This window comes from Rhodovulum sp. DZ06 (assembly GCF_050586345.1).
Lineage (GTDB): Bacteria > Pseudomonadota > Alphaproteobacteria > Rhodobacterales > Rhodobacteraceae > JBOCEF01.
The window spans coordinates 78,660-102,450 of the sequence record NZ_JBOCEF010000011.1 but is presented as its reverse complement, the minus strand read 5'-3'; the positions used below and the strand labels follow the sequence as shown (position 1 = coordinate 102,450).

At 70.1% G+C, this 23,791-nt stretch carries 23 protein-coding genes, 1 tRNA gene and 1 pseudogene; 7 read left to right on the top strand and 18 right to left on the bottom strand.

Annotated elements, in window-relative coordinates; translation table 11 throughout:
* Nucleotides 1–142 precede the first annotated feature (142 nt).
* On the bottom strand, nt 143–793 hold the full coding sequence (locus ACQ5SO_RS07600; RefSeq protein WP_430940982.1) for a thioesterase family protein: 651 nt from the start codon (nt 791–793) through the stop codon (nt 143–145).
* 300 nt (nt 794–1,093) lie between these two features.
* Here ACQ5SO_RS07600 and ACQ5SO_RS07595 point away from each other — a divergent pair, with 300 nt between their 5' ends.
* Complete coding sequence (locus ACQ5SO_RS07595) at nt 1,094–2,467, top strand: FAD-binding oxidoreductase (protein ID WP_430940981.1); 1,374 nt, start codon at nt 1,094–1,096, stop codon at nt 2,465–2,467.
* Between the two features lie 312 nt (nt 2,468–2,779).
* Here ACQ5SO_RS07595 and leuB read toward each other — a convergent pair whose 3' ends face one another.
* Nucleotides 2,780–3,886 carry a 3-isopropylmalate dehydrogenase gene (leuB, locus tag ACQ5SO_RS07590; RefSeq protein WP_430940980.1) on the bottom strand — a complete coding sequence of 369 codons (1,107 nt, stop codon included), beginning with the start codon at nt 3,884–3,886 and terminating at the stop codon, nt 2,780–2,782.
* A gap of 521 nt (nt 3,887–4,407) precedes the next feature.
* Between leuB and ACQ5SO_RS07585 the strand changes: the two genes are divergently transcribed.
* Nucleotides 4,408–5,055, top strand: coding sequence for a VPLPA-CTERM sorting domain-containing protein (locus ACQ5SO_RS07585; protein ID WP_430940979.1), 648 nt, complete (start codon nt 4,408–4,410; stop codon nt 5,053–5,055).
* Nucleotides 5,056–5,138: 83 nt separating this feature from the next.
* Here the strand turns inward: ACQ5SO_RS07585 and ACQ5SO_RS07580 are convergent, their stop codons facing one another.
* Entirely contained in the window at nt 5,139–6,050 is a 912-nt protein-coding gene (locus ACQ5SO_RS07580; RefSeq protein ID WP_430940978.1) for a LysR family transcriptional regulator, read from the bottom strand.
* 90 nt (nt 6,051–6,140) lie between these two features.
* Here ACQ5SO_RS07580 and ACQ5SO_RS07575 point away from each other — a divergent pair, with 90 nt between their 5' ends.
* Entirely contained in the window at nt 6,141–7,277 is a 1,137-nt protein-coding gene (locus tag ACQ5SO_RS07575; RefSeq protein WP_430940977.1) for an NAD(P)H-binding protein, read from the top strand.
* On the opposite strand, the gene ACQ5SO_RS07570 is transcribed toward ACQ5SO_RS07575, so the two are convergent.
* From ACQ5SO_RS07570 to ACQ5SO_RS07540, 7 genes are all read right to left on the bottom strand, one after another.
* Nucleotides 7,267–8,469, bottom strand: a complete 1,203-nt coding sequence (locus tag ACQ5SO_RS07570; RefSeq protein ID WP_430940976.1) for an endonuclease/exonuclease/phosphatase family protein — start codon at nt 8,467–8,469, stop codon at nt 7,267–7,269. The genes ACQ5SO_RS07575 and ACQ5SO_RS07570 overlap by 11 nt on opposite strands.
* Nucleotides 8,466–9,257 (bottom strand): hypothetical protein, encoded by a 792-nt coding sequence (locus ACQ5SO_RS07565; protein ID WP_430940975.1) that lies wholly within the window; start codon nt 9,255–9,257, stop codon nt 8,466–8,468. Before ACQ5SO_RS07565 ends, ACQ5SO_RS07570 begins: the two co-directional genes overlap by 4 nt.
* Before the next feature lie 35 nt (nt 9,258–9,292).
* The gene (leuD, locus tag ACQ5SO_RS07560; RefSeq protein WP_430940974.1) at nt 9,293–9,910 is read right to left on the bottom strand and encodes a 3-isopropylmalate dehydratase small subunit; all 618 of its coding nucleotides are present in this window, start codon (nt 9,908–9,910) and stop codon (nt 9,293–9,295) included.
* 22 nt (nt 9,911–9,932) lie between these two features.
* Nucleotides 9,933–11,006 (bottom strand): hypothetical protein, encoded by a 1,074-nt coding sequence (locus ACQ5SO_RS07555; RefSeq protein WP_430940973.1) that lies wholly within the window; start codon nt 11,004–11,006, stop codon nt 9,933–9,935.
* A gap of 465 nt (nt 11,007–11,471) precedes the next feature.
* Nucleotides 11,472–12,434, bottom strand: a complete 963-nt coding sequence (gene mdh, locus ACQ5SO_RS07550; protein WP_430940972.1) for a malate dehydrogenase — start codon at nt 12,432–12,434, stop codon at nt 11,472–11,474.
* Nucleotides 12,435–12,711: 277 nt separating this feature from the next.
* On the bottom strand, nt 12,712–13,614 hold the full coding sequence (rpoH, locus tag ACQ5SO_RS07545; RefSeq protein WP_430940971.1) for an RNA polymerase sigma factor RpoH: 903 nt from the start codon (nt 13,612–13,614) through the stop codon (nt 12,712–12,714).
* A 554-nt stretch (nt 13,615–14,168) separates the two neighbouring features.
* Nucleotides 14,169–15,281: an RluA family pseudouridine synthase gene (locus tag ACQ5SO_RS07540; RefSeq protein ID WP_430940970.1), complete on the bottom strand. Its 1,113-nt coding sequence runs from the start codon at nt 15,279–15,281 to the stop codon at nt 14,169–14,171.
* Between ACQ5SO_RS07540 and ACQ5SO_RS07535 the strand changes: the two genes are divergently transcribed.
* Together ACQ5SO_RS07535 and ACQ5SO_RS07530 are read left to right on the top strand one after the other, a co-directional pair.
* The gene (locus ACQ5SO_RS07535) at nt 15,280–15,630 is read left to right on the top strand and encodes a DUF6476 family protein (RefSeq protein WP_430940969.1); all 351 of its coding nucleotides are present in this window, start codon (nt 15,280–15,282) and stop codon (nt 15,628–15,630) included. The genes ACQ5SO_RS07540 and ACQ5SO_RS07535 overlap by 2 nt on opposite strands.
* 136 nt (nt 15,631–15,766) lie before the next feature.
* Nucleotides 15,767–15,841, top strand: a tRNA-Glu gene (locus ACQ5SO_RS07530).
* Between the two features lie 197 nt (nt 15,842–16,038).
* Here ACQ5SO_RS07530 and ACQ5SO_RS07525 read toward each other — a convergent pair.
* Nucleotides 16,039–16,230: pseudogene (locus ACQ5SO_RS07525) on the bottom strand (hypothetical protein); the annotation flags it as partial.
* 230 nt (nt 16,231–16,460) lie between these two features.
* Here ACQ5SO_RS07525 and ACQ5SO_RS07520 point away from each other — a divergent pair.
* Complete coding sequence (locus ACQ5SO_RS07520) at nt 16,461–17,033, top strand: hypothetical protein (RefSeq protein ID WP_430940968.1); 573 nt, start codon at nt 16,461–16,463, stop codon at nt 17,031–17,033.
* On the opposite strand, the gene ACQ5SO_RS07515 is transcribed toward ACQ5SO_RS07520, so the two are convergent.
* From ACQ5SO_RS07515 to ACQ5SO_RS07490, 6 genes are all read right to left on the bottom strand, one after another.
* On the bottom strand, nt 17,009–17,263 hold the full coding sequence (locus ACQ5SO_RS07515; protein ID WP_430940967.1) for a hypothetical protein: 255 nt from the start codon (nt 17,261–17,263) through the stop codon (nt 17,009–17,011). The genes ACQ5SO_RS07520 and ACQ5SO_RS07515 overlap by 25 nt on opposite strands.
* Nucleotides 17,260–18,450: a phage portal protein gene (locus ACQ5SO_RS07510; RefSeq protein WP_430940966.1), complete on the bottom strand. Its 1,191-nt coding sequence runs from the start codon at nt 18,448–18,450 to the stop codon at nt 17,260–17,262. Before ACQ5SO_RS07510 ends, ACQ5SO_RS07515 begins: the two co-directional genes overlap by 4 nt.
* Nucleotides 18,447–18,998 carry an HK97 family phage prohead protease gene (locus tag ACQ5SO_RS07505; protein ID WP_430940965.1) on the bottom strand — a complete coding sequence of 184 codons (552 nt, stop codon included), beginning with the start codon at nt 18,996–18,998 and terminating at the stop codon, nt 18,447–18,449. Before ACQ5SO_RS07505 ends, ACQ5SO_RS07510 begins: the two co-directional genes overlap by 4 nt.
* Before the next feature lie 20 nt (nt 18,999–19,018).
* Nucleotides 19,019–20,191: a phage major capsid protein gene (locus ACQ5SO_RS07500; protein WP_430940964.1), complete on the bottom strand. Its 1,173-nt coding sequence runs from the start codon at nt 20,189–20,191 to the stop codon at nt 19,019–19,021.
* A gap of 91 nt (nt 20,192–20,282) precedes the next feature.
* On the bottom strand, nt 20,283–20,831 hold the full coding sequence (locus tag ACQ5SO_RS07495) for a hypothetical protein (RefSeq protein ID WP_430940963.1): 549 nt from the start codon (nt 20,829–20,831) through the stop codon (nt 20,283–20,285).
* A gap of 80 nt (nt 20,832–20,911) precedes the next feature.
* On the bottom strand, nt 20,912–21,259 hold the full coding sequence (locus ACQ5SO_RS07490; RefSeq protein ID WP_430940962.1) for a hypothetical protein: 348 nt from the start codon (nt 21,257–21,259) through the stop codon (nt 20,912–20,914).
* A 324-nt stretch (nt 21,260–21,583) separates the two neighbouring features.
* On the opposite strand from ACQ5SO_RS07490, the gene ACQ5SO_RS07485 reads away from it, so the two are divergent.
* Nucleotides 21,584–22,042: a hypothetical protein gene (locus ACQ5SO_RS07485; protein WP_430940961.1), complete on the top strand. Its 459-nt coding sequence runs from the start codon at nt 21,584–21,586 to the stop codon at nt 22,040–22,042.
* 3 nt (nt 22,043–22,045) lie between these two features.
* On the opposite strand, the gene ACQ5SO_RS07480 is transcribed toward ACQ5SO_RS07485, so the two are convergent.
* Nucleotides 22,046–23,734, bottom strand: coding sequence for a terminase large subunit (locus ACQ5SO_RS07480; RefSeq protein WP_430940960.1), 1,689 nt, complete (start codon nt 23,732–23,734; stop codon nt 22,046–22,048).
* Between the last annotated feature and the right edge of the window lie 57 nt (nt 23,735–23,791).

Sequence of the window (23,791 nt, the reverse complement as noted above, 5' to 3'; positions counted from 1 at the left end):
TTTTGGGGGGTGGGGGGGGGGGGGGGCCTGGTGTCTTTTTCGGGGGGGATCGCCCCCTCGGGGGGGGGGGGGGGGGGGGGCGGCCACCCCCCCCCCCCCCCCCCCCCCCCTGCCGGGGCCTGTTCGCCCGAGGCGCGGCGGCTCAGCGCCGGATGCCGATCTTCGCGCCCACCCGCAGCGGCAGGGGCATGTCCGCCTGCGCCTCGGCCAGCGCCTTGATGCGGGCGAAGGCCCAGTCGGGATAGGGGGTCGAGCGGCGCTTCTCGAGGTCCACGTTCATCACCAGCGCCTCGGCCGAGGCCGCGATGCGCCCGTCCGAGACCCGGATCAGGTCGCACCAGGTGTGCAGGCGCTTGGCGTCGAAATCGAGGATGCGGAAGCCGACGCAGAACTCGTCGCCGCGCAGCAGCTCCCCGAGATAGTGGATCTGCTGCTGGATCACGTAGGGCCCCATGCGCAGGTTGCGCGCATACTCGGCCCCGATCAGCAGCACGTCGTCATAGATCTGGTCCGCGGCCTTGTCGAAGGCCATGGTGTAATAGGACACGTTCATGTGCCCGTTGTAGTCGATCCAGCCCGAGGGCACCGTGATCGCGCTGGTGCGCAGGGGCTTGGCCTCGAACTCCGGGATCATCGCCGCCTCGGGCTTCGGGTCGCCCGCGGCGATCAGGCGGGCGAGGGGCGCCGCCTCGGCCATGTTGTCGAGGGCGGTGAGGGCGGAGAGGTCCTCGACATCGGCGCCTGCGCCGGAAGAAGCGGCTGCGGTCATCGCGGTCATGGGTTTGTCCTCCATCAAGAGTTTCTCCTGCCTTTGATGATAAACGTCGGCGGCCTTTCGGCGCGGGGGCATGGGGTCAGGGAAACCCCGCCTTCGGCGGGAATGCAAATGCTTTCCGGGGGGCGGACGCCGCGGATGGACCCCGGCCCATCCTTTTGCGCGCTTCGGGCGCGCGACTCGCACGCCCGCCCTTTCAGCCGCGCGGCCGCGGGGTTAATCTCCGCCGCCAAAAGCGGCGCCCCGTCCGCGCGCGCCCCCGCGCGCGCCGCCGGCGAAGGACGCCCCGAGACGTTCCCGGAGGAAAGAGACGCCCCCATGACCATCGACGCCGCCCTGACCCGCCTGGCCGACCGCTTCGGCGACAAGTTCACCACCTCGGACGCGATCCGCGAGCATCACGGCCAGAACGAGAGCTATTACCCCGACACCCCTCCCGACGGCGTGCTGTTCCCGGAATCGACGCAGGACGTCTCGGACGCCGTGAAGATCTGCGCCGAGGAAGGCTGCCCGGTGGTGCCCTGGGGCGTGGGCACCTCGCTCGAAGGCCACGCGCTGGCCTTCCAGGGCGGCATCTCCATGGACATGTCGAAGATGGACAAGGTGCTGGAGATCCACGCCGAGGATCTCGACGCCGTGGTCCAGCCCGGCGTGACGCGCGAGGCGCTGAATACCGAGCTGCGGGCCACCGGCCTGTTCTTCCCGGTCGACCCGGGCGCCAACGCCACGCTCGGCGGCATGGCGGCCACGCGGGCCTCGGGCACCAACGCCGTGCGCTACGGCACGATGCGCGAGAACGTGCTGGCGCTGGAGGCCGTGCTCGCCGACGGGCGGATCATCCGGGCGGGGAGCCGCGCGCGCAAATCCTCCTCGGGCTACGACCTGAAGAACCTCATCGTCGGCTCCGAGGGCACGCTGGCGATCATCACCGAGCTGACCGTGCGCCTGCAGGGGACCCCCGAAAGCATCACCAGCGCCGTCTGCCCGTTCGAGAGCGTGGAGGGCGCGGTCTCGGCGGTGATCGAGACGATCCAGATGGGCATCCCCGTCGCGCGGATCGAGTTCCTGGACCCCGGCGCCATCGACAGCTTCAACAAGTATGCCGGGTTCGACATGCCGGTGAAGCCGCACCTGTTCCTTGAATTCCACGGCACCGAGGCGGGGACGGCCGAGCAGGCCGAGCTCTTCGGCGCCATCGCCGCCGAGCACGGCGCGGGCGAATTCCAGTGGGCCACCACGCTCGAGGAGCGCAACCGCCTCTGGGCCGCGCGGCACAACGGCTATTTCGCGATGAAGTCGATGCAGCCGGGGGCCAAGGTGGTGACGACCGACGTGTGCGTGCCGATCAGCCGCCTCGCCGAGGCGCTGCTGACCACGATGAAGGACATGGAGACGAGCCCGCTGCTCGCCTCCATCGTCGGCCACGTGGGCGACGGCAACTTCCATGTCGCCATCCTGACGGACCCCGAGAAGCCCGGGGACCTGAAGGAGGCCAAGCGCATGGCCCATGACATGAACAAGCTGGCGCTGGAGCTCGGCGGCACCGTCACCGGCGAGCACGGGATCGGGCGCGGCAAGATGGAGTACATGGAGGCCGAGCATGGCGAGGCCGTGCAGGTCATGGCCACGCTGAAAAAGGCCATGGACCCGCTCAACATCCTCAACCCCGGGAAGATCGTCGCGGTGAACTGACGGGCGGTCCGGTTCGGGCCTGCGGAAGGGCGGCGCCTCGGCGTCGCCCTATTGCGTGACTGCGCCCCGCCCCGGGCTGCGGGGGCTGCCGCCCCCGGTCCCCCGCTCGAGGGGGCTTCGCCCCCTCGAACGCCTCCACCACGGCAGGCGGTGGGAGGGAGGCGCGCCGCCGGCGCACCGGCCCACGCCCCTCGCCGCCGGCAGGGCGCAACGCAAGGGCCCGCGGCGCGAAAGCGCCGCGGGCCCCCCTTCGGCCGCGAGGCCGACATCACGCGGCTCCGGCCAGGGGCCGAAACCGGCGCGCGCGACGGCTCAGACCGACGCGGCCAGCTTGGCGACGATCGCGTCGCCCATCTCGGCGGTCGAGACGGGCTGCACGCCCTCCTCGCCCAACAGGTCGGCGGTGCGCAGGCCGTCGGCCAGCACGTCCTCCACGGCCTTCTCCAGCCGGTCCGCCTCGGCGCCCATGTCGAAGGAATAGCGCAGCGCCATCGCGAAGCTCAGGATGCAGGCGATGGGGTTGGCCTTGCCCTGCCCGGCGATGTCGGGGGCCGAGCCGTGCACCGGCTCATAGAGCGCCTTCGGGCGGCCATTGGCCATCGGCGCGCCGAGCGAGGCGGAGGGCAGCATCCCGAGCGAGCCGGTCAGCATCGCCGCCGCGTCCGACAGAAGGTCCCCGAACAGGTTGTCGGTCACGATCACGTCGAACTGCTTGGGCCAGCGGCAGAGCTGCATGGCGCCCGCGTCGGCGTACATGTGGCTCAGCTCGACATCCGGGTACTCGGCCGCGTGCACCTCGGTGACGACGTCGCGCCACAGGATGCCGGACTCCATCACGTTGGCCTTCTCCATCGAGCAGACCTTGTTGCCGCGGCGCCTGGCCAGCTCGAAGGCCGAGCGCGCCACGCGGGCGATCTCGGACTCGGTGTAGCGCTGGGTGTTCACGCCCACGCGCTCATTGCCTTCCTTGTGGATGCCGCGCGGCTCGCCGAAATAGATCCCCGAGGTCAGCTCGCGCACGATCATGATGTCGAGCCCGGCGACCACGTCCTTCTTCAGGGACGAGAAATCGGCCAGCGCGTCGAAGCACTGGGCCGGGCGCAGGTTGGCGTAGAGGTCCATCTCCTTGCGCAGGCGCAGCAGGCCGCGCTCGGGCTTCACCGAGAAATCGAGGACGTCGTACTTGGGCCCGCCGACGGCGCCGAGCAGCACGGCGTCCACTTCCTGGGCCTTGGCCATGGTCTCGTCCGCCAGGGGGGTCCCGTGGACGTCATAGGCCGCGCCGCCCACCAGGTCCTCGGAGACGTCGAAGGCGACGCCGCGGGCCGAGCCGTACCAGTCGATGATCTTGCGGACCTCGGCCATCACTTCGGGGCCGATGCCGTCGCCGGGCAGGATCAGGATGGAGGGATTGGACATGGCTGGGCTCCTCGCGGAAGGGCGGATATGGGTCGGCGATGCGGTACCGGGCGCAGGCCGCTTGGTCAAGCGCCGCCGGGGCCGCGCCGGGCGCCGGGGCGGGGCGCGGCGAGGCGCGGGCGGGGCGCGGCCCGGGTTCGGGCGCGGACCGGGACAGGGATCGGGACGGGCCCGCGGGCGGCCGCGGCGCCGGGCGATTCGCGGCGGCCCGCGGCGCCGCGCCCCCCGCCCGGCGCGGGACGTCCGCCCCCGGCGCCGGGCGCGCATCATTCGCGACACGGGCGCCGCGAACGCCCCTTTTACACAACCCTTGCGCGCAGAACGGGGCGCTGTTTTTCACATTTTCAATTATTCATCTCAGCACGCGAAAAAGACGTTGGATGTTTCTCGCACCTGCATCAATGTTTCCCTCCGGTCCGCGCCGCATGGCGGTCGACCGGACCGGCGCGTCGCGGCAGGGGGCGGCGCCCGAAAGATTACCCGCCGGGCCCTCCCGACCCGGCGCAGCAAGGGGATTGCTGATGAACCGTTTCACCACCCTCGCGGCCGCCGCCGCGGCCGTGATCGCCGGGGCCTCGGCCGCGCAGGCCGCGCAGACCGCGTTCTCGCTGCAGGTCAGCGGGTCGTCCGCGGTCGGCGCCAACTTCAACGTGCCGCGCCTGACCGTGACCAACCTGTCGGACAACGGCGCGCTGCTGAACGCGTTCTCGCTGACCATCGGCGACACCGCCTTCAACTTCGACTATGCGCAGAGCCTGACCGCCCCGGCGGGCGGCGCCTCGACCATCGTCACCGGCGACCTGGCCAACGGCGGCGCGCGCACGGACCTTCTGTCCTTCACCTTCACCAGCTTCGACGGCGGCGACTTCGTCACCTGGCTGTCGGACATCGACAGCGATGCGGGCAACTCCACCGAGGACTTCCGCACGGTGATGTTCAACAACGGCGGCGCCGGAATCCCGAACGCCCAGGCCACCGCGACCTTCAGCAACGGCATCACGCTGCAGGGCTCGTTCGGCTCGGGTCTCGGGACCCAGACCACCTACACCCTGACCCAGATCCAGACCGAGGACACCGAGCTGTCCGACGTGCCGGTCCCCGCCGCGCTGCCGCTGATGGCCGTGGCGCTCGGCGCGATGGGCGTCGCGGCCTCCCGCCGCAAGCGCTGAGCCGGACCGCTTCGGACGACGACAAAAGGGGGCGCCCGCAGCGATGCGGGCGCCCCTTTCGCGTGCCCTCAGCCCCGGCGCCCTCAGCCGCGAACCGCCGCCGTCAGCCCCTCGGCCAGCGCGTCCCAGACCCGGCGCGCGGCGGGGGCCCGGCGCAGCGCCCCGGGCATCGCGAGCCAGACCGGCATCGGCGGGATCTGCACCGCCGCCAGCACCCGCACCATCCCGGGCGTGCGCGCCGCCACCGCCACCTGCATCGGCGTGATCCCCGCCCCCGCCATCGCCGCCGCCCAGGCCGCGGGCTGGTCGTCGGTGCGCAGCCGGAACGCGCCGCGCGGCGGGTCCATCCCCATCTGCCGGAAGCCGCGCCGCATCAGGTCCGAGCGGTCATAGCCCACCAGCCGGTGGCGCATCAGCTCCTCGGGCGTCCGCGGGGTTCCATGGCGGGCGAGGTAGCTCTCGTGCGCGAACAGCCCCAACTCGAACGCCCCGATGCGCCGCGCCACCAGTTCGGGCTGCTCGGGGCGGACCATGCGCACGGCGATGTCCGCCTCGCGCCGCGCCAGGTCGTCGAGCGCGTCGGACCCGGCGATCTCGATCTCCAGTCCCGGCTCGGCCTCCAGCAGCGGCGCCAGGATCCCCGGCAGGTGGTGCTGCGCGACGATGCGGCTCGCGGCCACGCGCACCACGCCGGTCAGCCGCGCGCCCCCGGCATGGGCGGCGAGGGCGATGCGCGCCGCCGCCTCGTCCATCGCCTCGGCATGGGCGAGGATGTCCTCGCCGAAACCCGTCGGCTGCACCCCGCGCGCGCCGCGATGGAACAGCGTGGCCCCGAGGCGCGCTTCGAGCGCGGCGAGGCGGCGGGAGAGGGTCGGCTGGCTGATCCCGCCCGCCCGCGCCGCGGCCGAGAGCGAGCCGGCCCGGCGCACCAGCAGCAGCACCTGGATCTCGGCCCAGTCCAGCGGCTGATCCATTCCCTGGTGAATGGGTTCCATGCAAATCCTCCGCTACCACCCGCACCAGAGAATAGCCAGCTTTCCCCTGTCGCCGCCAGCCCGGCGGCGCCCGGCAGAGAGGAGACCGCCATGACCGCGCCCGTAGCCCCGGACACGCCCCCCGCCCCCGACACGACCCCCGCCCCCGTTCCCCCCCCGGCGACCGTCCTCGTCACCGGCGCCGCCGGGCGCTTCGGTCCGCACGCCGTGCGCGCCTTCCTCGCCGAGGGCTTCGCCGTGCGCGCCCTGCTGCGCGAGGGGCGCGCGGTCCCCGGGGGCCTCGAGGGCGCCGAGATCGCCCGCGGCGACGCCTCGGACCCCGGCGCGATGGCCGCGGCCGCCCGGGGCGCCGCGCTGATCGTGCAGGGCGCCCACCCGCCCTATGCGCGCTGGAAGACCGACCAGGCCCCGATGACCGAGGCCCTGCTGCGCGCCGCCCGCGCCGCGGGGGCCGCCATCCTGATCCCCGGCAATGTCTACGCCTACGGGCCGCACATGCCCGGGACGCTGACCGAGGCGGGCCCCTTCCGCGGCGCCTTCGGCAAGCCGCTGGTCCGCCGCCGGATGGAAGAGCGCCTGCGCGCCGCCGCGACCGGCGCCGATGGCGGCGACCCGGTGCAGGTGATCCAGCTGCGCGCGGGGGATTTCATCGACACCCGCCCCGGCGCCAACTGGTTCGAATCCGTGATCGCCCCGAAGGCCGGGCGCGGGCGGCTGGGCTGGCCGGGGCGGCGCGCCGACCTGCCCCATGCCTGGGCGTACCTGCCCGACTACGCCCGCGCCTGCGCCGCCCTCGCCCTGCGGCGGGCCGACCTGCCCGCCTGGACCGCGCTCGGCTTCGAAGGCTGGAGCATGAGCGGCGAGGAGATGCGCGCACGGATCGAGACCGCCTCCGGCATCCCCCAGCGCCTGCGCCCCTTCCCCTGGTGGGCGCTGCGCCTCGCCGCCCCCGTCTGGCCGCTGGCGCGGGAGTTGAGGGAGATGCGTTACCTGTGGGACCGCCCGCACCGGGTCGACGGCGCCGATTTCGCCGCCCTTGTCCCGGAGTTCCGCCCCACGCCGATGGAGGCGGGCCTGGCCGAGAGCCTCCGGGGCCTCGGCGCCCTGCCCGAGGCGGCGCCCGCCGCCCCGCGGGACGCCTCGCGGGACCCCGCGCCCACCGCCTCGCCCGCCGCCTCGCGGGACCCCGCGCCCACCGCCGCGCCCAACGCCGCGATCAGGGCCTGATATCCACCCAGACCAGCCGGTGATCCGAGCTTGGCGGGCGCCGCCCCCCGCCCCAGACCAGCCCCGCGCCGGGCGCATCCGGCGCGGGCCAGAACACCCCCGACCCGGCGATGGCGAGCCCGTCCGAGGGCAGCGCGTAATCCACCCGCAGGTTCCCCGGCCCGCCCGCGTCGCGCCAGTCGGCGGTGTCGCGCGCCGGGTCCCCGGCCTGGCGGGCGTTGGCGCCGCCCTGCTCCGACGCCGCGGCGCGCGCGCCGGGGCTGGTCGGGGCCGGGTCCTGCACCCGGGGATGGGCCAGCAGCCCGCCGATCCCCTCGTGCCGCCCGTCGCCATCCTCCGGGTCGGCGTTCAGGTCCCCCAGCACCACGAAGCGGGCGCCGGGCGCAAGGCCGCCGCGCCCGCCGCGGTCATCCTCGATCCAGTCCGCGCCGTCGATATACTCGGCCCAGAAGCGGATCTCGTCGTGGTTGCGCCGCCCGTTGCGGTCCTCCGGCCCGTCGAAGACCGGCGGCGTCGGGTGGCTGACCAGCAGGTGCAGCGCCCCGCCCCCCGGCAGCGCCGCGGCGATGTCGAGATGGGTCTTCGAGGACAGCCGCACCGCCCCCGCGTTCTCGCCATAGAAGTCCCGCGGGATCAGCGCGCCCGGCATCGCCTCCCATTCCAGGCGGGCGAAGCTGCGCGCCGTCTCCGTGGCCAGCGGCAGGCGCGAGAGGATGGCGAACCCGTACTGCCCCGGGAAGGCGCCCCAGCCCCAGGCGTCGCCGGGGCCCGCCGCCTCGCCGTCGCCGTCAAGGTCGAGGCCCGAGGGCGCGCCGGTGTTGACCTCGGGCGCGAAGACATGGGGATAGGCGATCCCGGGCGCGCCGCCGTCGCGCGCCAGCAGCGCCTGCAGGGCCGACAGGGCCAGCCCCTCGCGGTCGTGGTCAAGCTCCAGCACCGCGATCACGTCGGGGCGCACCAGGCGGATGATGTCGGCGACGGCGTGCACCTGGTCCTGGCGCCCCTCGGCCAGCGCCTTCCACGCAAGGCCCGGGCCGCGGCGCGACAGCGAGGCGTTGAAGACGGCGACCCGGATCGCTCCCGCCTCCGGCGGCGGCGGCGCGGCGGCCGCAAGCTCCTGCGCCGACGCCGCGGACGACGCCGCCCAGGGGGCGAGCGCCAGCGCGCAGAGCAGGCGCCGCAGGCGCCTCACCGCGCTCTCCGGATCAGCCAGGCGACCTTCAGGATCGCGGCCCCGCGCAGGAACAGGAACATCGGCGCGCAGGCCCAGACCGTGGCGGCCCAGACCATCGGCAGCGGGTCGATGAAGGCCAGCGGGTCGACCACCCCCGAGGCGCGCGAGGCGATGGCGAGGCTGGCATAGGGCGCGCCGATCCCGGCCAGCATCATCGCGAGGCCGAGCCGCATCAGCCGCCGCTCGACCTCGACGCCATAGGCCGTCTCCAGCGTCGGCAGGTTGACCCAGAGGTTGAAATTGGCCCGGTCCGTCGGCCAGGGCGTGACCCAGAACAGCACGCCGAAGAACAGCGCGCCGACCGTCGCGGTCACGAAGGCCAGCGCCGCCGCCGCGCGCAGCACGGCGTTGAGCGTCGGCGCGCGCGGATCGCCCACCATGTCCGCGACCATCGACACCGGCGACATGGCGAAGTCGAGCTGCTGCCCGAGGCTCAGCGACGTGGTGAGGATCTGGGCCGAAAAGTCGTCCCGCCCCTCCTGCGCCCGCATGAAGAAGATCATCAGGAACAGGACGGCGGTGAAGGTGGCGAAGCGGGCCCGGTTGTAGGGCGGCGCGAAGCGGAAATCGATCAGCCCGGGGTTGCGGGCGGCGTATTCGAAGAACACGCACACGCCCGCGATGGCCCCGATGACGGCCGACACCTCCCGCGCGCTCTGCGACACGGCGGGCACGAGGACCGCCGGGGCGAAGAGGACGAGGAGCACGATCAGCGCCCTGAGAACGCCGCCCGACACACGCGACATGGAACCCGCCCCTTTCCAGGCGGCGAAACGCTGGATCAGGCGGCCGGCGCGGTCCAGGGGCGCGACGCGCCGAGGCCCGCTTCGAACGCCGAGATCGCGTCCGCCTTCTCCATCGTCAGGCCGATGTCGTCCAGGCCCTCAAGCAGGCAGTGCTTGCGGAACGGGTCGACGTCGAACTTGATCTCGCCGCCATCCGGGCCCTTGATCACCTGGTTCTCGAGGTCGATCGTCACCACGGCGTTGGCGCCGCGGCCGGCGTCGTCCATCAGCTTGTCGACCTCTTCCTGCGGCAGAACGATCGGCAGGATGCCGTTCTTGAAGCAGTTGTTGAAGAAGATGTCGGCGAAGCTCGGGGCGATGACGCAGCGGATGCCGAAATCGGCGATCGCCCAGGGGGCGTGCTCGCGGCTCGACCCGCAGCCGAAATTGTCCCCGGCCACGAGGATCTTGGCCTCGCGGTAGGCGGGCTGGTTCAGGACGAAATCGGGGATCTCCTTCCCCTCGTCGTCATAGCGCATCTCGTCGAACAGGTTCACGCCGAGGCCGGAACGCTTGATCGTCTTGAGGAACTGCTTGGGGATGATCATGTCGGTGTCGACATTGATCAGCGGCAGCGGCGCGGCGACCCCCGTGAGGGTGCTGAATTTCTCCATGGTCGGACTCTCCTGGAAACTGTCAGCCACGGGTAAAGCACGGAAATCGGGCGCGAGGCAAGGCGCGCCGCGGGCGCAGGCGCGAAGCTGCGCGCCCGGTGAACGCGGGCCCCGGCGGAGGACCCGGCGGAGGCCCCGGGGCCGACGCGGACGAGCCCCGGGCCGGACCCGGCCGCGGGGCGCGCGCAAGGGGCGTCAGCGGGGCGCCCCCGCCCCGCCCGGGGGCGCGGCCCGGGGGCGGCCGGCGCCCCCGCTCGGCGGAGGCGCCCGGAACCGGCGCCAGGCGCGCGCTCTGCGCCCGGTCGGGGACCAGGCACGGGAACGGCGCCGCAAGGTCGAGCCCGATGGCGAGCGGCGCGCCCTCGGCGTCGCGCGGGGCGCCCATCGCCATCACCCCACCGGCCCCGCGCGCCAGCGGCGCGTCGCCCGGATGCAGCGCCAGAAGCCGCCCGTCCACCATCGCCGCGGCCGCGCGCAGCGCCCCCGCCGCCCGCGCCATGCCCCGCGCGGCGGGGTCCGAGGGCAGGCCGACCACGACCGCCGTCGCCCCGGCCCCGACCGCCCGCGCCGCCGTGTCCTCGATCCAGTCCGCCGCCGCCAGCACGTCCCCGTCAGAGGCCGCGACATAGAGCACCCCGCCCAGGATCATGGCGCGGTTCTCGGGGCGCCCCTCGGCGGCCTCGGTCCAGGCCAGGCCGCGGCGGCGGCCATGGGTCAGCGCCGGGGCGTCGTGGATCACGGCGCGGTGGGCGTCGAGGCCCCGGCCCGGCTCGCCCGTCGCCATGGCGCAGGCCATCCGGTCGCCCTTGCCCGCGGTGGCCAGCACCGGCGCGTCGAAACCCGAGAGATAGGACGCCCGGGCGCGCAGCGCCCCCGGCCCGCACTCGGCGCCCGGCCCGGCGAGGCCGAGCTGCAGCACCAGCCCCGGCGCCGCGGCGTTGACCTGGAGGACGGTGCGCCCGGCCTCGACCGCCGGTCCGGGAAGGGGGCCGAGCGCGATGAAGGCGCGCTCCTGCGCCGCGGCCGCGCCGACGCCGATCCCGGCGGCGGCGAGGGCGAGCGCGGGGATGAAGACCGCGCGGAGAGAGGGAAGCATTGAAATACGCATATGTTGAACCCAGCTGGCCGACATGCCGGTCTCGCCCGAATAGCGGGGCCTGAGTTCAACTTAAGCGTGCAATTTCGCGCCGCAGCATGATTTTTTACGCGCCTGCAACTTGCGCCGCCCGGCCGACCGGCGACCCGGGTCGGCCCAGCCCGGCGCGGGCGGACAGGATCTATGCATGTAAATCGGGGACTTGCCCGCGCGCCGCCAGCCGCGCGGGAGCCAAAAACATTCATTGCCGATGCAACAATATCGCAGCGCAGCATCCGCGCGGACCCCAGGCGGCGGCGCCGGGGACGCCCGGACCCCGACAGCTCGACCGAAACGCGGACCCGCCGGATTCACCTCAATTCAAAGTGGAAAAAAGGCGCGATTCGTTTCCACTCTGCGCAAGAACGCGAAAGGGCGGCGCGTCCGAAGACGCGCCGCCCCGAAAGTCAGCCGGATCGCGAAGGATCAGGCGAGGGACGGGTCGATGCCCTTGCACGCCTCGACCAGGCCTTTCACGGCGTCGATCGACTTGGTCATCATCGCCTGCTCGTCGGCGTTCAGCTCGATGTCGATGACCTTCTCGATGCCGCCGGCGCCGATCACGGTCGGAACGCCCACGTAGAAGCCGTCGAGGCCATAGGCGCCGTCAACGTAAGCCGCGCAGGGCAGCACGCGCTTCTGGTCCTTCAGGTAGGCTTCCGCCATCTGGATCGCCGAGGCGGCCGGGGCGTAGAAGGCCGAGCCGGTCTTCAGCAGGCCGACGATCTCGGCGCCGCCGTCACGGGTGCGCTGCACGATGGCGTCCAGCTTCTCCTGCGTGGTCCAGCCCATCTTCACCAGGTCGGGCAGGTTGATGCCGGCGACGGCGGAGTAGCGGGTCAGCGGCACCATGGTGTCGCCGTGGCCGCCGAGCACGAAGGCGGTCACGTCCTTGACCGAGACGTCGAATTCCTCGGCCAGGAAGTGACGGAAGCGGGCCGAGTCCAGCACGCCGGCCATGCCGCAGACCTTCTCGGCCGGCAGGCCCGAGAACTGCTGCAGCGCCCAGACCATGGCGTCGAGCGGGTTGGTGATGCAGATCACGAAGGCGTCCGGCGCGTTGGCCTTGATGCCCTCGCCCACCGCTTTCATGACCTTCAGGTTGATGCCCAGCAGGTCGTCGCGGGACATGCCCGGCTTGCGCGGCACGCCGGCGGTGACGATGCAGACATCGGCGCCCGCGATGTCGGCATAGTCGTTCGCGCCCTTGAGCTTGGCGTCGAAGCCGTCGACCGGCGCGGACTCGGCGATGTCGAGCGCCTTGCCCTGGGGAATGCCTTCAGCGATGTCGAACAGGACGACGTCGCCGAGTTCCTTCAGACCGGCGAGATGGGCCAGGGTGCCGCCGATCTGACCGGCGCCGATCAGGGCGATTTTCGCTCGAGCCATTGAATTCTCTCCCGCATGCAGGTGGTTGGTTTCTGGTTTCCGGGCGCTGCATACCGCTGAATGCAAAGTCCTGCAAGACCGGCGGCGCGGGCGCGGTGTCGCGCCCTGCCCGGACGCGCGCAGGATGCAGCGGGCGCGGGGCCCGGGCAATGGGCTCCGCCGCCGCGGGGGCGGCGGGACGCTCCCGAAAACGCCGCCCGAAACGCCCCCCCCAAAACGCCGGGACCCGCGCGGATCGCTCCGCGCGGGCCCCGGGCCGGTCCGAAAGGCCGGTGGATCAGGCCTCGGCCGAGGCCAGCATCCCCTGCTCCTTCGCAAGCTCGCGCATCTTCTTCTGCAGCTTCTCGAAGGCCCGCACCTCGATCTGGCGCACCCGCTCGCGCGAGACGTCATAGACCTTGGACAGCTCCTCGAGCGTCACCGGGTCCTCCTTCAGGCGCCGCTCGGTCAGGATGTGCTTCTCCCGCTCGTTCAGCCCCTCCATCGCCTGCATCAGCAGCTCGCGCCGCTGCTCGAGCTCGTTCTGCTCGGCATAGGCCGCGGCCTGGTCGGCGTCGTCATCGGTCAGCCAGTCCTGCCACTCGGACGAGCCTTCGCCATCCGACTTCAGCGGCGCGTTCAGCGAGGCGTCCCCGCCCGAGAGGCGCCGGTTCATCGCGATCACCTCTTCCTCGGTGACCGAGAGGTTCTTCGCGATGGTCTTGACGTTCTCGGGGCGCAGGTCGCCCTCTTCCAGCGCGCCGATGCGGTTCTTGGCCTTGCGCAGGTTGAAGAACAGCTTCTTCTGCGCCGCCGTCGTGCCCATCTTCACCAGCGACCAGGACCGCAGGATGTATTCCTGGATCGCGGCGCGGATCCACCACATGGCATAGGTCGCGAGGCGGAAGCCCTTTTCCGGGTCGAAGCGTTTGACGGCCTGCATCAGGCCGACATTCGCCTCCGAGATCACCTCGGCCTGCGGCAGGCCGTAGCCGCGATAGCCCATGGCGATCTTGGCGGCGAGGCGCAGGTGCGAGGTGACCATCTTGTGCGCCGCCTCGCGGTCCTCGTGGTCCACCCAGGCCTTGGCGAGCATGTATTCCTCGTCCGGCTCCAGCATCGGGAACTTGCGGATCTCCTGCATGTAGCGGGTCAGGCCCTGTTCCGGCGACGGGGCCGGGAGCTTGGCGTAGTTGCTCATGAAAGATCCTCCGGGGACGTGAAATGCGGCGTGGTGAACGATTTGGGGTCGCCCGCGCCCCGCCGCAACAGTTGGTTCGCAATGATTACGCTAAGTTTAACGCTGGGCGAACGGATGTCCGTCGGTCGGCGATATCAAGGCGATGATGTTCCGGGGCGGGCGCGCCCGCCCCGGGATCTAATCGCATCCTCGGCTTAAACGTAGGTACCATCGGGGCAGAGCACGGGCGTACCCGCAACAAAACTTCCATCAGGTGCCAGTGAAATAGGACCAGAACTCCCGACATACTTTCCATTAGGCGCCATCTGCGGCATGCCCGCGACGTATGTCCCATCCGGAGCCATCGTCACCTGCCCGCCATCTCCAACATACGACCCATCAGGACACATTTGGGGATAGCCTGCCACGTACTTCCCGTTTGGCGCCATTCTTGCGATCTTGACCATTGCGCAACTCCTCTAGTTCCACCTGAACTTACAGATAAAAATCGAGAAGCTTGATGCAATAAGTGACGCGTGCAGAGGGTCGAAAAACCTACTGCGCACTGCTTCAAATCAGCCCCGCAGCGCGTCCAGAAGCGCCTGCATGTCGGCCGGGGGCGGGGTTTCGAACCGCAGCTCCTCGCCCGTCACCGGATGCTCGAAGGCCAGCACCGCCGCGTGCAGCGCCTGGCGCGAGAACCCGTCGAGCGCCTCGCGCGCCGCATCCTCCAGCGCCCCCGCGGCCCGGCGGGCGCCGCGGCCATACACCGTGTCCCCGACCAGCGGGTGCCCGGCATGGGCCATGTGCACGCGGATCTGGTGGGTGCGCCCCGTCTCCAGCACGCATTCGACGCAGGAGGCGACCGGCTTCTCCATCGGCCCGAACCGCTCCGTGGTGCGGAAGCGGGTCACGGCATGACGCCCCTGCCCCTCGCGCAGCACCGCCTGGCGCTTGCGGTCGGCGGGGTGGCGGCCGATCTGCGTCTCCATCCGCACCACGCCGCCCGGCTCGACCTCCACCCCCTCGATGCCGCGCAGGCGCGGATCGCCGATATCCGGCGCCCCCCAGCAGATGGCGAGGTAGCGCCGGTCGAGATCATGCGCCGCGAACATCTCCGACAGGCGCTGGTGCGCCGCGTCGGTCTTGGCGACCACGAGGATCCCCGAGGTGTCCTTGTCGATCCGGTGAACGATCCCCGGCCGCGCCTGCCCGCCGATGCCCGACAGGTCCGTGCAATGGTGCAGCAGCGCGTTGACCAGCGTGCCCGATTCCGCCCCCGGCGCCGGGTGCACGACCATGCCCGCGGGTTTGTCGACCACGACCAGGTGCTTGTCCTCGTAGAGCACGGAAAGGGGGATGTCCTCGGCCGCCGGTTCCGCCGGCGCCGGCGGCGGCGGGAGGACGCAATACGCCTCCCCGGCCTTGACCCGGCCCTTGTGGTTCGTCACCACCTCTCCCGGCCCGCCATCGGGCCCCGCGCGGGACACGGCGCCCTCCGCGATCAGCGCCTGCAGGCGCGAACGCGACAGCCCGAGCCCCGGCGGCACCAGCCAGGCGAGCGCCTTGTCGAGGCGGTCGCCGTCCTGGTCCGCCTCGATCACGAGGGGCGGCAGGGTCAGGGCGCCGTCCTCGGCGCCGTCTTCGAAATCGTCGCCGTCATCGGCGGACAGGGAGTCTTGCATCATGAGCGGCACCATAGATCGGCGCGGCCCCGAGGACGAGGACGAGTTTATCGAGCCGCCGCGCCTGCGCGCGCTCCGGCTGATGGTCATGGCCCTGCTGGGGGTGATGATGATCGGCATCGCGGTGATCGCCATCACCATCGCCATGCGCCTGGGCAGCTTCACCGGCGCCGTCGCCCCCGCCCCGGTCGAGGCCGTGGCGCTTCCGGCGGGGTTCGAGGTGCAGGCGCTGGGCGGCGAGGGGCCGAACCTGCTGGCGCTGGGGCGCGACGCCTCGGGCGCGGAACTGCTGCTGGTGATCCGCAAATCCGACGGCGCGGAGCTGTCGCGCACCAAGGTCGAGCGGCGCTGAGCCGGGGCCCTGCGGGGGCTCTTTCCCGGTCCCGGATCGGCTTTTTCCGCCCCCCCGAAAAAACTTTCAAAAGGGCCATTGACGCGCCCCCGCCGGGCCGATAGATAGCCCCCCACAGCGCGAGGCGCAGGACACTGTCCCGTTCGTCTAGCGGTTAGGACGCCACCCTCTCACGGTGGAAACAGGGGTTCGATTCCCCTACGGGATGCCACTCTCGCGCTGTTTACCTTACAATTCATGCCCTTATGCCACCTCCGAGGCACTGTTTCTTGGGGTCCGAGGCACTTTTCGCATTTGCGGCGTGCGTCAGGCCTCCTTCAGCATCGCTTCGACGATCCGGCGCCGGTCCACGGCGGCGGTGTAGCGCTCGACTTCGGACAGGCTCAGGTGGCCGCTCATGGCCGCGACCTGGTGAGGGCTGAACCCGCGCTCCGCCCAGAAGCAGCAGAAGGCCTTGCGGAGCCCGTGGGCGCGGCAGGCTTTCGGAAGGCCCGCTTCGTCGCACCAATCCGCGAACTGATTGCCGAAGGCATTTCCGCTCGCCCAGGGCGAGCCATTGGCGTTGCGCAGCCACGGGCCGCCCAGCGGCAAGCCCTGCACCAGCTCCAAGAGCGCCCTTGAAGCGGGATGTGCGCGCGGGCGCCGGTCTTCTCCTGATCGACGGTCACGATGCGGCCGCCCTCGGGGGCCTTCTGAACGCAGTCCCAACTTAGCCGCACGGCGTCGCCGCGGCGCTGGCCGGTCAGCAGCAGGAGGTCCATGGCGAGGCGCGCCCGCGATCCAGGCGCGTGCCGGGCGCGGAACTGCGCGATTTCGTCCGGGGTCCAGGTGTGGCGGCCTTCGCTGCGCTTCCCGCCCTTGGGCTTGGTCTTCACCTTGATCCCGGCGGCGACGTTGCGGCTCATGTCGCCGCACTCCATCGCGTGTTCGATCACGGCCCGGAGCGCCTGCACCATCACGCGGCGCGTCTCGGGCGTCATGTCCGCGATCAGGGCGCGGACGTGCTGTTCTTCCATGCGCTCGATCACGGCCTCACCGGCGCGGATGCCGCTTCCGGTGATCTGGTCGGCGAAGCGCTGAAGGTTGTTCCGGCGCGCGTTCTGCGTGTTCCGGGCGAGGCGCGCGAAATCGGGCGAGCGCAGATAGCGGCTGATCTGCGCATCGACCGAACCCTTCTGCACCCGCTTGGGCGCCGTAGGGGAAAGCGCCGCGAACTCGCGCTCCGCCGCCGCATACCCGGCCATGAAGACGGGCGAGTTGAACGGGACCCGGTGCGGCAGCTTGCACCGGAACCAGCTCCCATCGGGCAGCTTGCGGCGATAGCGGCGGCGGTAGGCCGCGCCCTCGCCCCAGTCGTCAACGTAGGGCGGCTTCTGCATCACCAGCCCCCCGTGTCAGCCTGACCGGCGCCGCCTGCCGCGTCGCTGAGGCTGTCGGCGAAAGCGTCGAGGTCGAGGCGGTCATAGGCGACCACGCCCCGCCCAAGGGGGGAGTTGCGAATGCGCCGAATATCCAGCTCGGCGAGGCGCGAGACGCTCACCCCAAGGTACTGCGCGGCCATCGCCGGGCGCAGCAGCCGGGGAACCATCACGACCGGCGCGCGCGCCGCGGAAGGCCCGTTGGACTGTTTCACTTTTGGTCCTCCTTGCTCGCATCGGCCATGTTGAGCGGACGCAGATAGGCGTCGCCGCCCTCAATCGGGGAAAGGTTCTCCATCGCCCGGATATCATTTGCGGAGAGCCAACCGCCCTCGCGCCCGACGCGGTAAGCTTCGAAGCGCGCCTCGAGGTCGCCTCGCAGCAGCCCGGACAGGTCGTGTTCGATGAACATGGACCGGCGCTCCTCGGGCGTCAGAAGCGCCCGGTTCATCGCCTGCTCGATCCGCCGCGCCCAGGGCGCGAGGCAACGGGCGACGAAAGCCCGGTTCTCCTGCGTCACGTTCGAATAGGTCGCGTTGTCGGTGATGCCCGCCACGGTCGGCGGCACGCCGAAGATCCGCGCCACGTCGAGGTTGGAGAGCTTGCGGCTTTCGAGGAATTCCGCATCGGCCGAGGTCAGGGCCATGCGCTTGAACTCGGCGCCCCCATCGAGAACCAGAACGCGGCCAACCTTCTTCGCCCCCGTGAAGCCGTCGCGAATGCGCTCGACCATGGCCTGCATCTGCGCCGAATTGGCCGCCCCCGCGAGGCTGATGATGCCGGAGGGCTGCATGCCGTTCTGCACCAGGGCCTTCGCCTGCGTCGTCTGCTCGACGGCCAGCGCCGCGGTCTCAGCCGCCCATTGGATCGGCGAAACGCCCAACACGCCGTCGCGACTGCGGTGGCGCAGGTGCAGAACCTCGTCCTCGGTCAGAACCATGAGCCGCCCGTCCGGGTCGGTGTGGCGGAAGCGCAGCCGCCCGCCGGTCAGCCGTTCGGCAGAGACAGAGCCCGGCGCCATGGGATGCACCGCGACGACTTCTCCCCTGCCCCCGATCTCGACGCGCGCGAAGCTGTTGCCATGCACGTCGCACCAAGCGGAAAGGGCCTCGCGCGCCTCGAAAGCGGTCTGGCGCTCGGAGAACTGGTCGTTCAGCAACTCGGCCAGCGGGCCGGTCGTGACACGCTCCCGCCCGCCCTTGTCGGTGGTGCGGTAGAGGTTGAGCGGGACCGACGCCAGCGCCTCGGCCTTCGCCTGGATGCAGCGCAGGGCGACGGCATGGCGAGAGGCGCGTTCGGCGCTCAGCTCACCCCCCTGGATCAGGTTGACGATCTCGGGTGAGTGCAGCGATGCCGCGCGCGCCTCGACGCCGCGGGAGACGATGCGGGAAAGCCAGCTCATGCGCCGATCCTCCGGCGGGCCAGATCGAGGCGGCGGCGGCGCAGCGCCAGAGGCGCGGCGCGCTGCGCATCGAGGGCGCGGCGAGCGACGGAGGCGTCGGGATAAGCCGGGGTCGGGGTGATCGTCACATCGAGAAGATCCACGTCGATCAGCGTCCGCACCGCGGGGCGCGCATCGCGGCTCCATTCATCCTTCCGGCTGCGGAAGGCGAAGGATGCGCCCGTCACGTCCCCGCGCCCGACGCTTTCGAGCACGTCGCGCCCGGCGCTGGTATCGGCAACGTCGAGGTCGAAGCGCAGCCCGCGGGCATCTTCCGCCAGCCGCAGCGTGCCGGACAGGGTGCGCCCGAGGACGTGCCGTGCGTCGTGGTGGTAGAGGGCCACCACGTCCGCCCCCGCCGCCAGCGTGCGGGTGAACGCGCCCGGACGGATCGTTTCCACGAAGCCGCCGAGGTCATGCGAGCGGGCATTGAAGACCGCAGCATAGCCGGTCAGACGATTACCTGCGGCACGCAGCTCGGCGGCGGCGCGGCGTTCGATCTCGATCACGGGCGCATCCTCCATGGCGATCAGGCCGCCGCCATCTTCAGGAACTTGACCGCGTTCGAGTCGGTCAGCGCGCCGCCGACGCGCTTGGCGAAGTAGAGCTTCGTCCAGCCCGGCTTGGTCACGTTGTCCCGTATCACGGTCATGCCCATGCGGTCGGTGATGGTGTAGCCGCGGCGGAAGTTGCCGAAGGCGATGGGCAGGCCGTCCGCGGCCATGTCGGGCATGTCCTCGGCCTCGATCACCGGATAGCCCAGCAGGCGCGCGGGCTGGCCTTCGGTCAGGCTGTCGGACCAGATGAAGCGCCCGTCCGCGTCCTTCAGCTTGCGGATCTTCGAGACGGTCGCGCTGTTCATCATCCACGCGACGCCCGCGCCCTGGCGGTAGGGCGCGCGCACCTTGTAGATCAGGTCCACCAGCTCGTCGGGCGTGACCGCGGCGGCGGCGCCCGCCACCATGTGCTCCATCGTGCCGAAGGCCCGGCCCGCGTCGGCGGTCGCCGCGGTCGGATAGGTCATCAGGCCCTTGGGCTTGTCGGCCCCGTCGCCGGTCAGGAAGGCCGCGCCCTCCTGCATCGCGAACTCGTCCAGGACGTTTTCGGAGAGGAACGCTTCGGGGTCGAAGAACGCATCCTGAAGCAGGTGGTTCGTGACCCACGGATAGGCGTAGAGCTCGCCGGTCGGCGGCGCGATCTGCGCAAGCTGCGGCGTCGCGGTCTCGGCCCGCGCGTCGGTCTCGCCCGCCCAGCCCGAGGACGCGCCGCGGGTGTTGATCAGCTTCTTCCAGTCGGTCGTGGCGGTCGAAACGACGGTCGCGACGCGGCGCATAAGCGACACGTCGAGAAGCTGCGCCTGGATCATGCGGTCGATCTGTTCGGGAACCGCGAAGCCCCCATCGGCGTCGGTCCCGGCCTCCATGGCGCGGGTCTCGCCGCGCAGGATGGCGCGGAACTCGGCCTTCGCCGCGTCAGCATCGCCCAGGCTGCGCGCCTCGGCGGCGCGCTCGCCCGTCTCGCGGCCCTTGGCGATCTCGATCTGACGGTCGATGCGCTGAACCTCGGCCATGCGCTTTTCGTACTCCGGCTGTTCGGCCTCGGAGAGGTCGCGGGTTTCGGCCTCGGCCGAGGCGATCAGCGCTTCGGCTTCGTCCAGGAGCGACGCGCGCTTGCGCTTCAGGTCGCGGATGCTGGTCTTCATGGGAAAGGCTCCATCTGAGGGAAGGGGCGTCGCCTCACGGCGGGCAGGTCCATCGGGGGAAAAGGCGTCGCCTCACGGCGGGCCGAACGGTTCAGCCAAGAGGGGAGAACCGAACATCGTCGTCGCGGTTGAGGATGTTGCGAAGGATTGTCACGCCTTCCCGGCTTACCTCGTACGAGCGCCGAGCTAGTCCACCCCAAGAGGGCTGCGACCAGAACTCCAAGAAATCGGGTCCACCTTTACAGTGGACTACGACCTCCGCAGCGAAGGAGCCGTTGACGTTGGAGTACATCCGCAGGCTGTGCTGAGGGCGATCACCCTCAGAGCCGTCGCCTTCGAAGGGCTCAAGCAAGTCCTTCAGCGTATCCTCGAAAATGAAGGATTCACCATCGCTCCCTCCCCTATAGGGCAAGCGCATGACTGTCTTCGCCACTTCGTATGCGTCAACGCGACGATCAGCAAACGCGACGCAAGGCAAAAGCCACATTGCTTCGTGGGGATGGATGCGCGCGATCCGCCGCCCGGAACTCTTGGGAAACACGCCTTGGTCGATCAGTTCACGCGCGAATTGCGTCACGCGAGCCTCAGGGCACCCCGTCACATAGGCAATGTGCGAAACAGCTTGGGTGACAGTCAGCATGCCGAGCCTCCACGGTGGATTTGATTTTATCTTTTGCTTTTTCAAATCCAAATGTCAAGCTGGAACAAAGCCAGCCTGCGTCACTTCCCCAAAATCCGCTCCGCATCGGCCCGGAGGGCCATGAGGTTCGGGTCATGCGCAAAGTCATCAACCCGCACCAAGGCGACGATCTTGCTGGCAAAGTCGCGAGCGGCGCTGGCGGGCGTGTTCGCGATCTCTCCCTCGAGCACCCGCAGCGCCTCGTGCATCAGGTCGGTTTCCGCCTCAGGCGCCCGATGCAGACAGGCGGCCTCCAAAGCCTCTTCCTGGGCCGCAAGGGCCGCACCAAGGCATTCCAGTTTCGAAGGCGCCGAGGCGGCGCCAACCTGACGCGGCAGAAGAACGGCGGCGAGCGGGGCGGCGATGGCCGCGCGGCGGGTGATGGACATGGGGTTCAACCTCTTTCACTCAGGTGATAACCTAGCGATCAAACGATACGCCAACAGTCAACCAGGGATCAAGTGATATGAATGCTATCACCGCGGCTCAATTGAGGGCTGCACGCGCCCTGGTCCGCTGGACAGCACAGAACCTCGCGGATGCCGCCTCTATTGGCGTGGCGACTGTTCGGCGTGCCGAGGCCACAGAAGGGCCGCTAGGCATTACGCCCGCGAACTGCAATGCTCTACGTTCGGCGCTCGAAAGAGCGGGCGTCGAATTCATACCCGAGAACGGCGGCGGCGCAGGGGTCCGCCTGAAAAAGGAACAGAGCGATGGTTGACTTCATGGGCGCTGCAACGGTCGCATCTCAGGCCCTGGGCATCGCCAAGGGGCTATACGAAACGGACAAAGCGCTCGACGATACAAAGCTGAAGCTTCAAATCGTAGAAATGACACAGAAGCTGCTGGAACTTAGCCAAGCCATTACTGCAATGAACTCGAAGATCAGCGATCTCGAGCATGAGCTCGCCAAAAAGGCCCGCCGCAAAAGCGTTGGCAATCTTCAGGTTGAGATTGACGACAGCGACGACCCAATCGGAAATCCATTCTGCCCCGTCTGCTTGGCAAAGGGGCTAGAAATCAAGCTACAAAACAGGCAGTCGGAACAAAACAAGCTGATCTGCCCAAATCGAGAATGCAATTCCGTAGTATTCCCGGAGGGCATTCCAGATGCCAAGCCGGTACGGGTCAAAGGAAATCGCCGCGACCGTGATGGCTGGATGCTTCGCTGAAAATCACAGCTCCAGAAAGAGAGGACCGTTCGACAGGCACCACGGCGATGCGTCGGGCGCATCCTTCGCCATCGCCCCCAGCGCCATCACCAGCGCGATCACCCCGTCGATGCGCTCCCTGGACTTCACCTTGTCTAGCTTCCGGTTGCCCGCCGGGTCCGACACGACAACGGCGTTGGTCGCGTTCCATTTCAGGATCGGGTGCGCCCCATGGCGCAGCTTTCCGTCCGCGATCGCTCGCTCAAGGCTGTCGATCGCGGGCGCCATGTCTTTGAAGCCCTGCCCGAACTGGACAAGCGGAACCTCCACCCCTTCGTCGGCAAGGATCCGCTTCAGCTCCTCGATCCTCCAACGGTCATAGGCGACGGCCTCGATATCATAGGTCGCCGCCAGCTCGCCCAACCGGTGAACCACATAGGTGTAGTCCGTCGCCGCGCCCGGCGTCGGCTCGATCAACCCTTGGGACGCCCAGGTCAGGTACGGAACCCGGTCCCGCTCCTCGCGCTCGGCCAGCGCCTCGGCCGGGCACCAGAACCACGCCAGCACGTCGGTCGGCTCGCCCTCGCGTTCCGGCGGGAAGACGAGAACCAACGCCGTGAGGTCGCGGGTCGATCCGAGGTCGAGCCCTCCGAAGCATTTGCGCCCCGCCAGCCTGGCGAGGTCAGGCGCCTCGGCCCCGCGGTCCCACTCGGCCACGGTGATGAAGCGTTCGTCCGGGTCGATCCGCTGATTGAGGTAGAGGTTGCGGAAGGCCGCTTCGAGCGTCGGGATGCGCCTGGCACGCGCTGCGGTCTGCTGCATTTCCTCGAGGCTGCGGAAGTCCCCGAGGGCCGGGTTGCAGGCGTACCACGTCGCTTCGTCCCACACGTCCGCATCCGCAGGCGCAGCATAGATCACCGGCAGGAAGGTCGGATCCTCGATCACCCCGTCGCGCACCTGCTCGCCATAGTCCACCAGCTCGGACATGACATGCAGCGGGTTGGAGCTCTGGGTTGAGATGACGATCCCCAGCGGCTCCTTCCGCTTGCCCATGCCGGTCACGAGGTAGTCGTAGAGGTTCCTGTTCGGGGCCTGCGCGATCTCGTCATAGATGAAGAACGAGACGTTCAGCCCGTGGGCCTTGCGGGCGTCGGCCGAGAGCGCGGTGTAGGTCGAGCCGGTCGGCATGTCCTCGATCCGCTTCTCATGCCGCTTGATGTTGAGCCGCTGCGCGAGGAACGGCGTCTGAAGGATCATCGCCTCCATTTCGCGGAAGATGATGCCCGCTTGGTCCTTGTCCGAGGCGGCGGAGAAGCACTGTCCGCGCGCCTCGGCTTCAGGGCCGCAGAGATGGGCGAGGCAGAGCCCGGCGGCGAGGCCGGTCTTGCCGTTGCCGCGCGGCAGGGTGATGACCGACTGGCGCACCGGGCGCCCGCCCTGGTCGTCGGTCGCATAGAGGTCTTCGATGATTTCGCGTTGCCATGCGCGGACGGAGAAGGGCTCGCCCGCCAGCAGCCCGGTCGTGACGGGCAGGCACTCCAGGAAGGCGATGACGCGACCGGCCCGCGACAGCTCCGGGTCATCCCACGGCTCCCGTCGCGCCCGCTGGTGGAAGGCGAAAAGGTCGATAGGCTGATCGGCGTCCGCGCCATCGCCCGCGAAGGAGCGCCGCGCACGCTTCAGCCTGTCCGCTCCGGGTCCGCGCTGTCCCATCTGTTCCGCCTCGCCTCCAATTGCATCGTGATTTCAGCAGCTTGGCAAACTAACTCA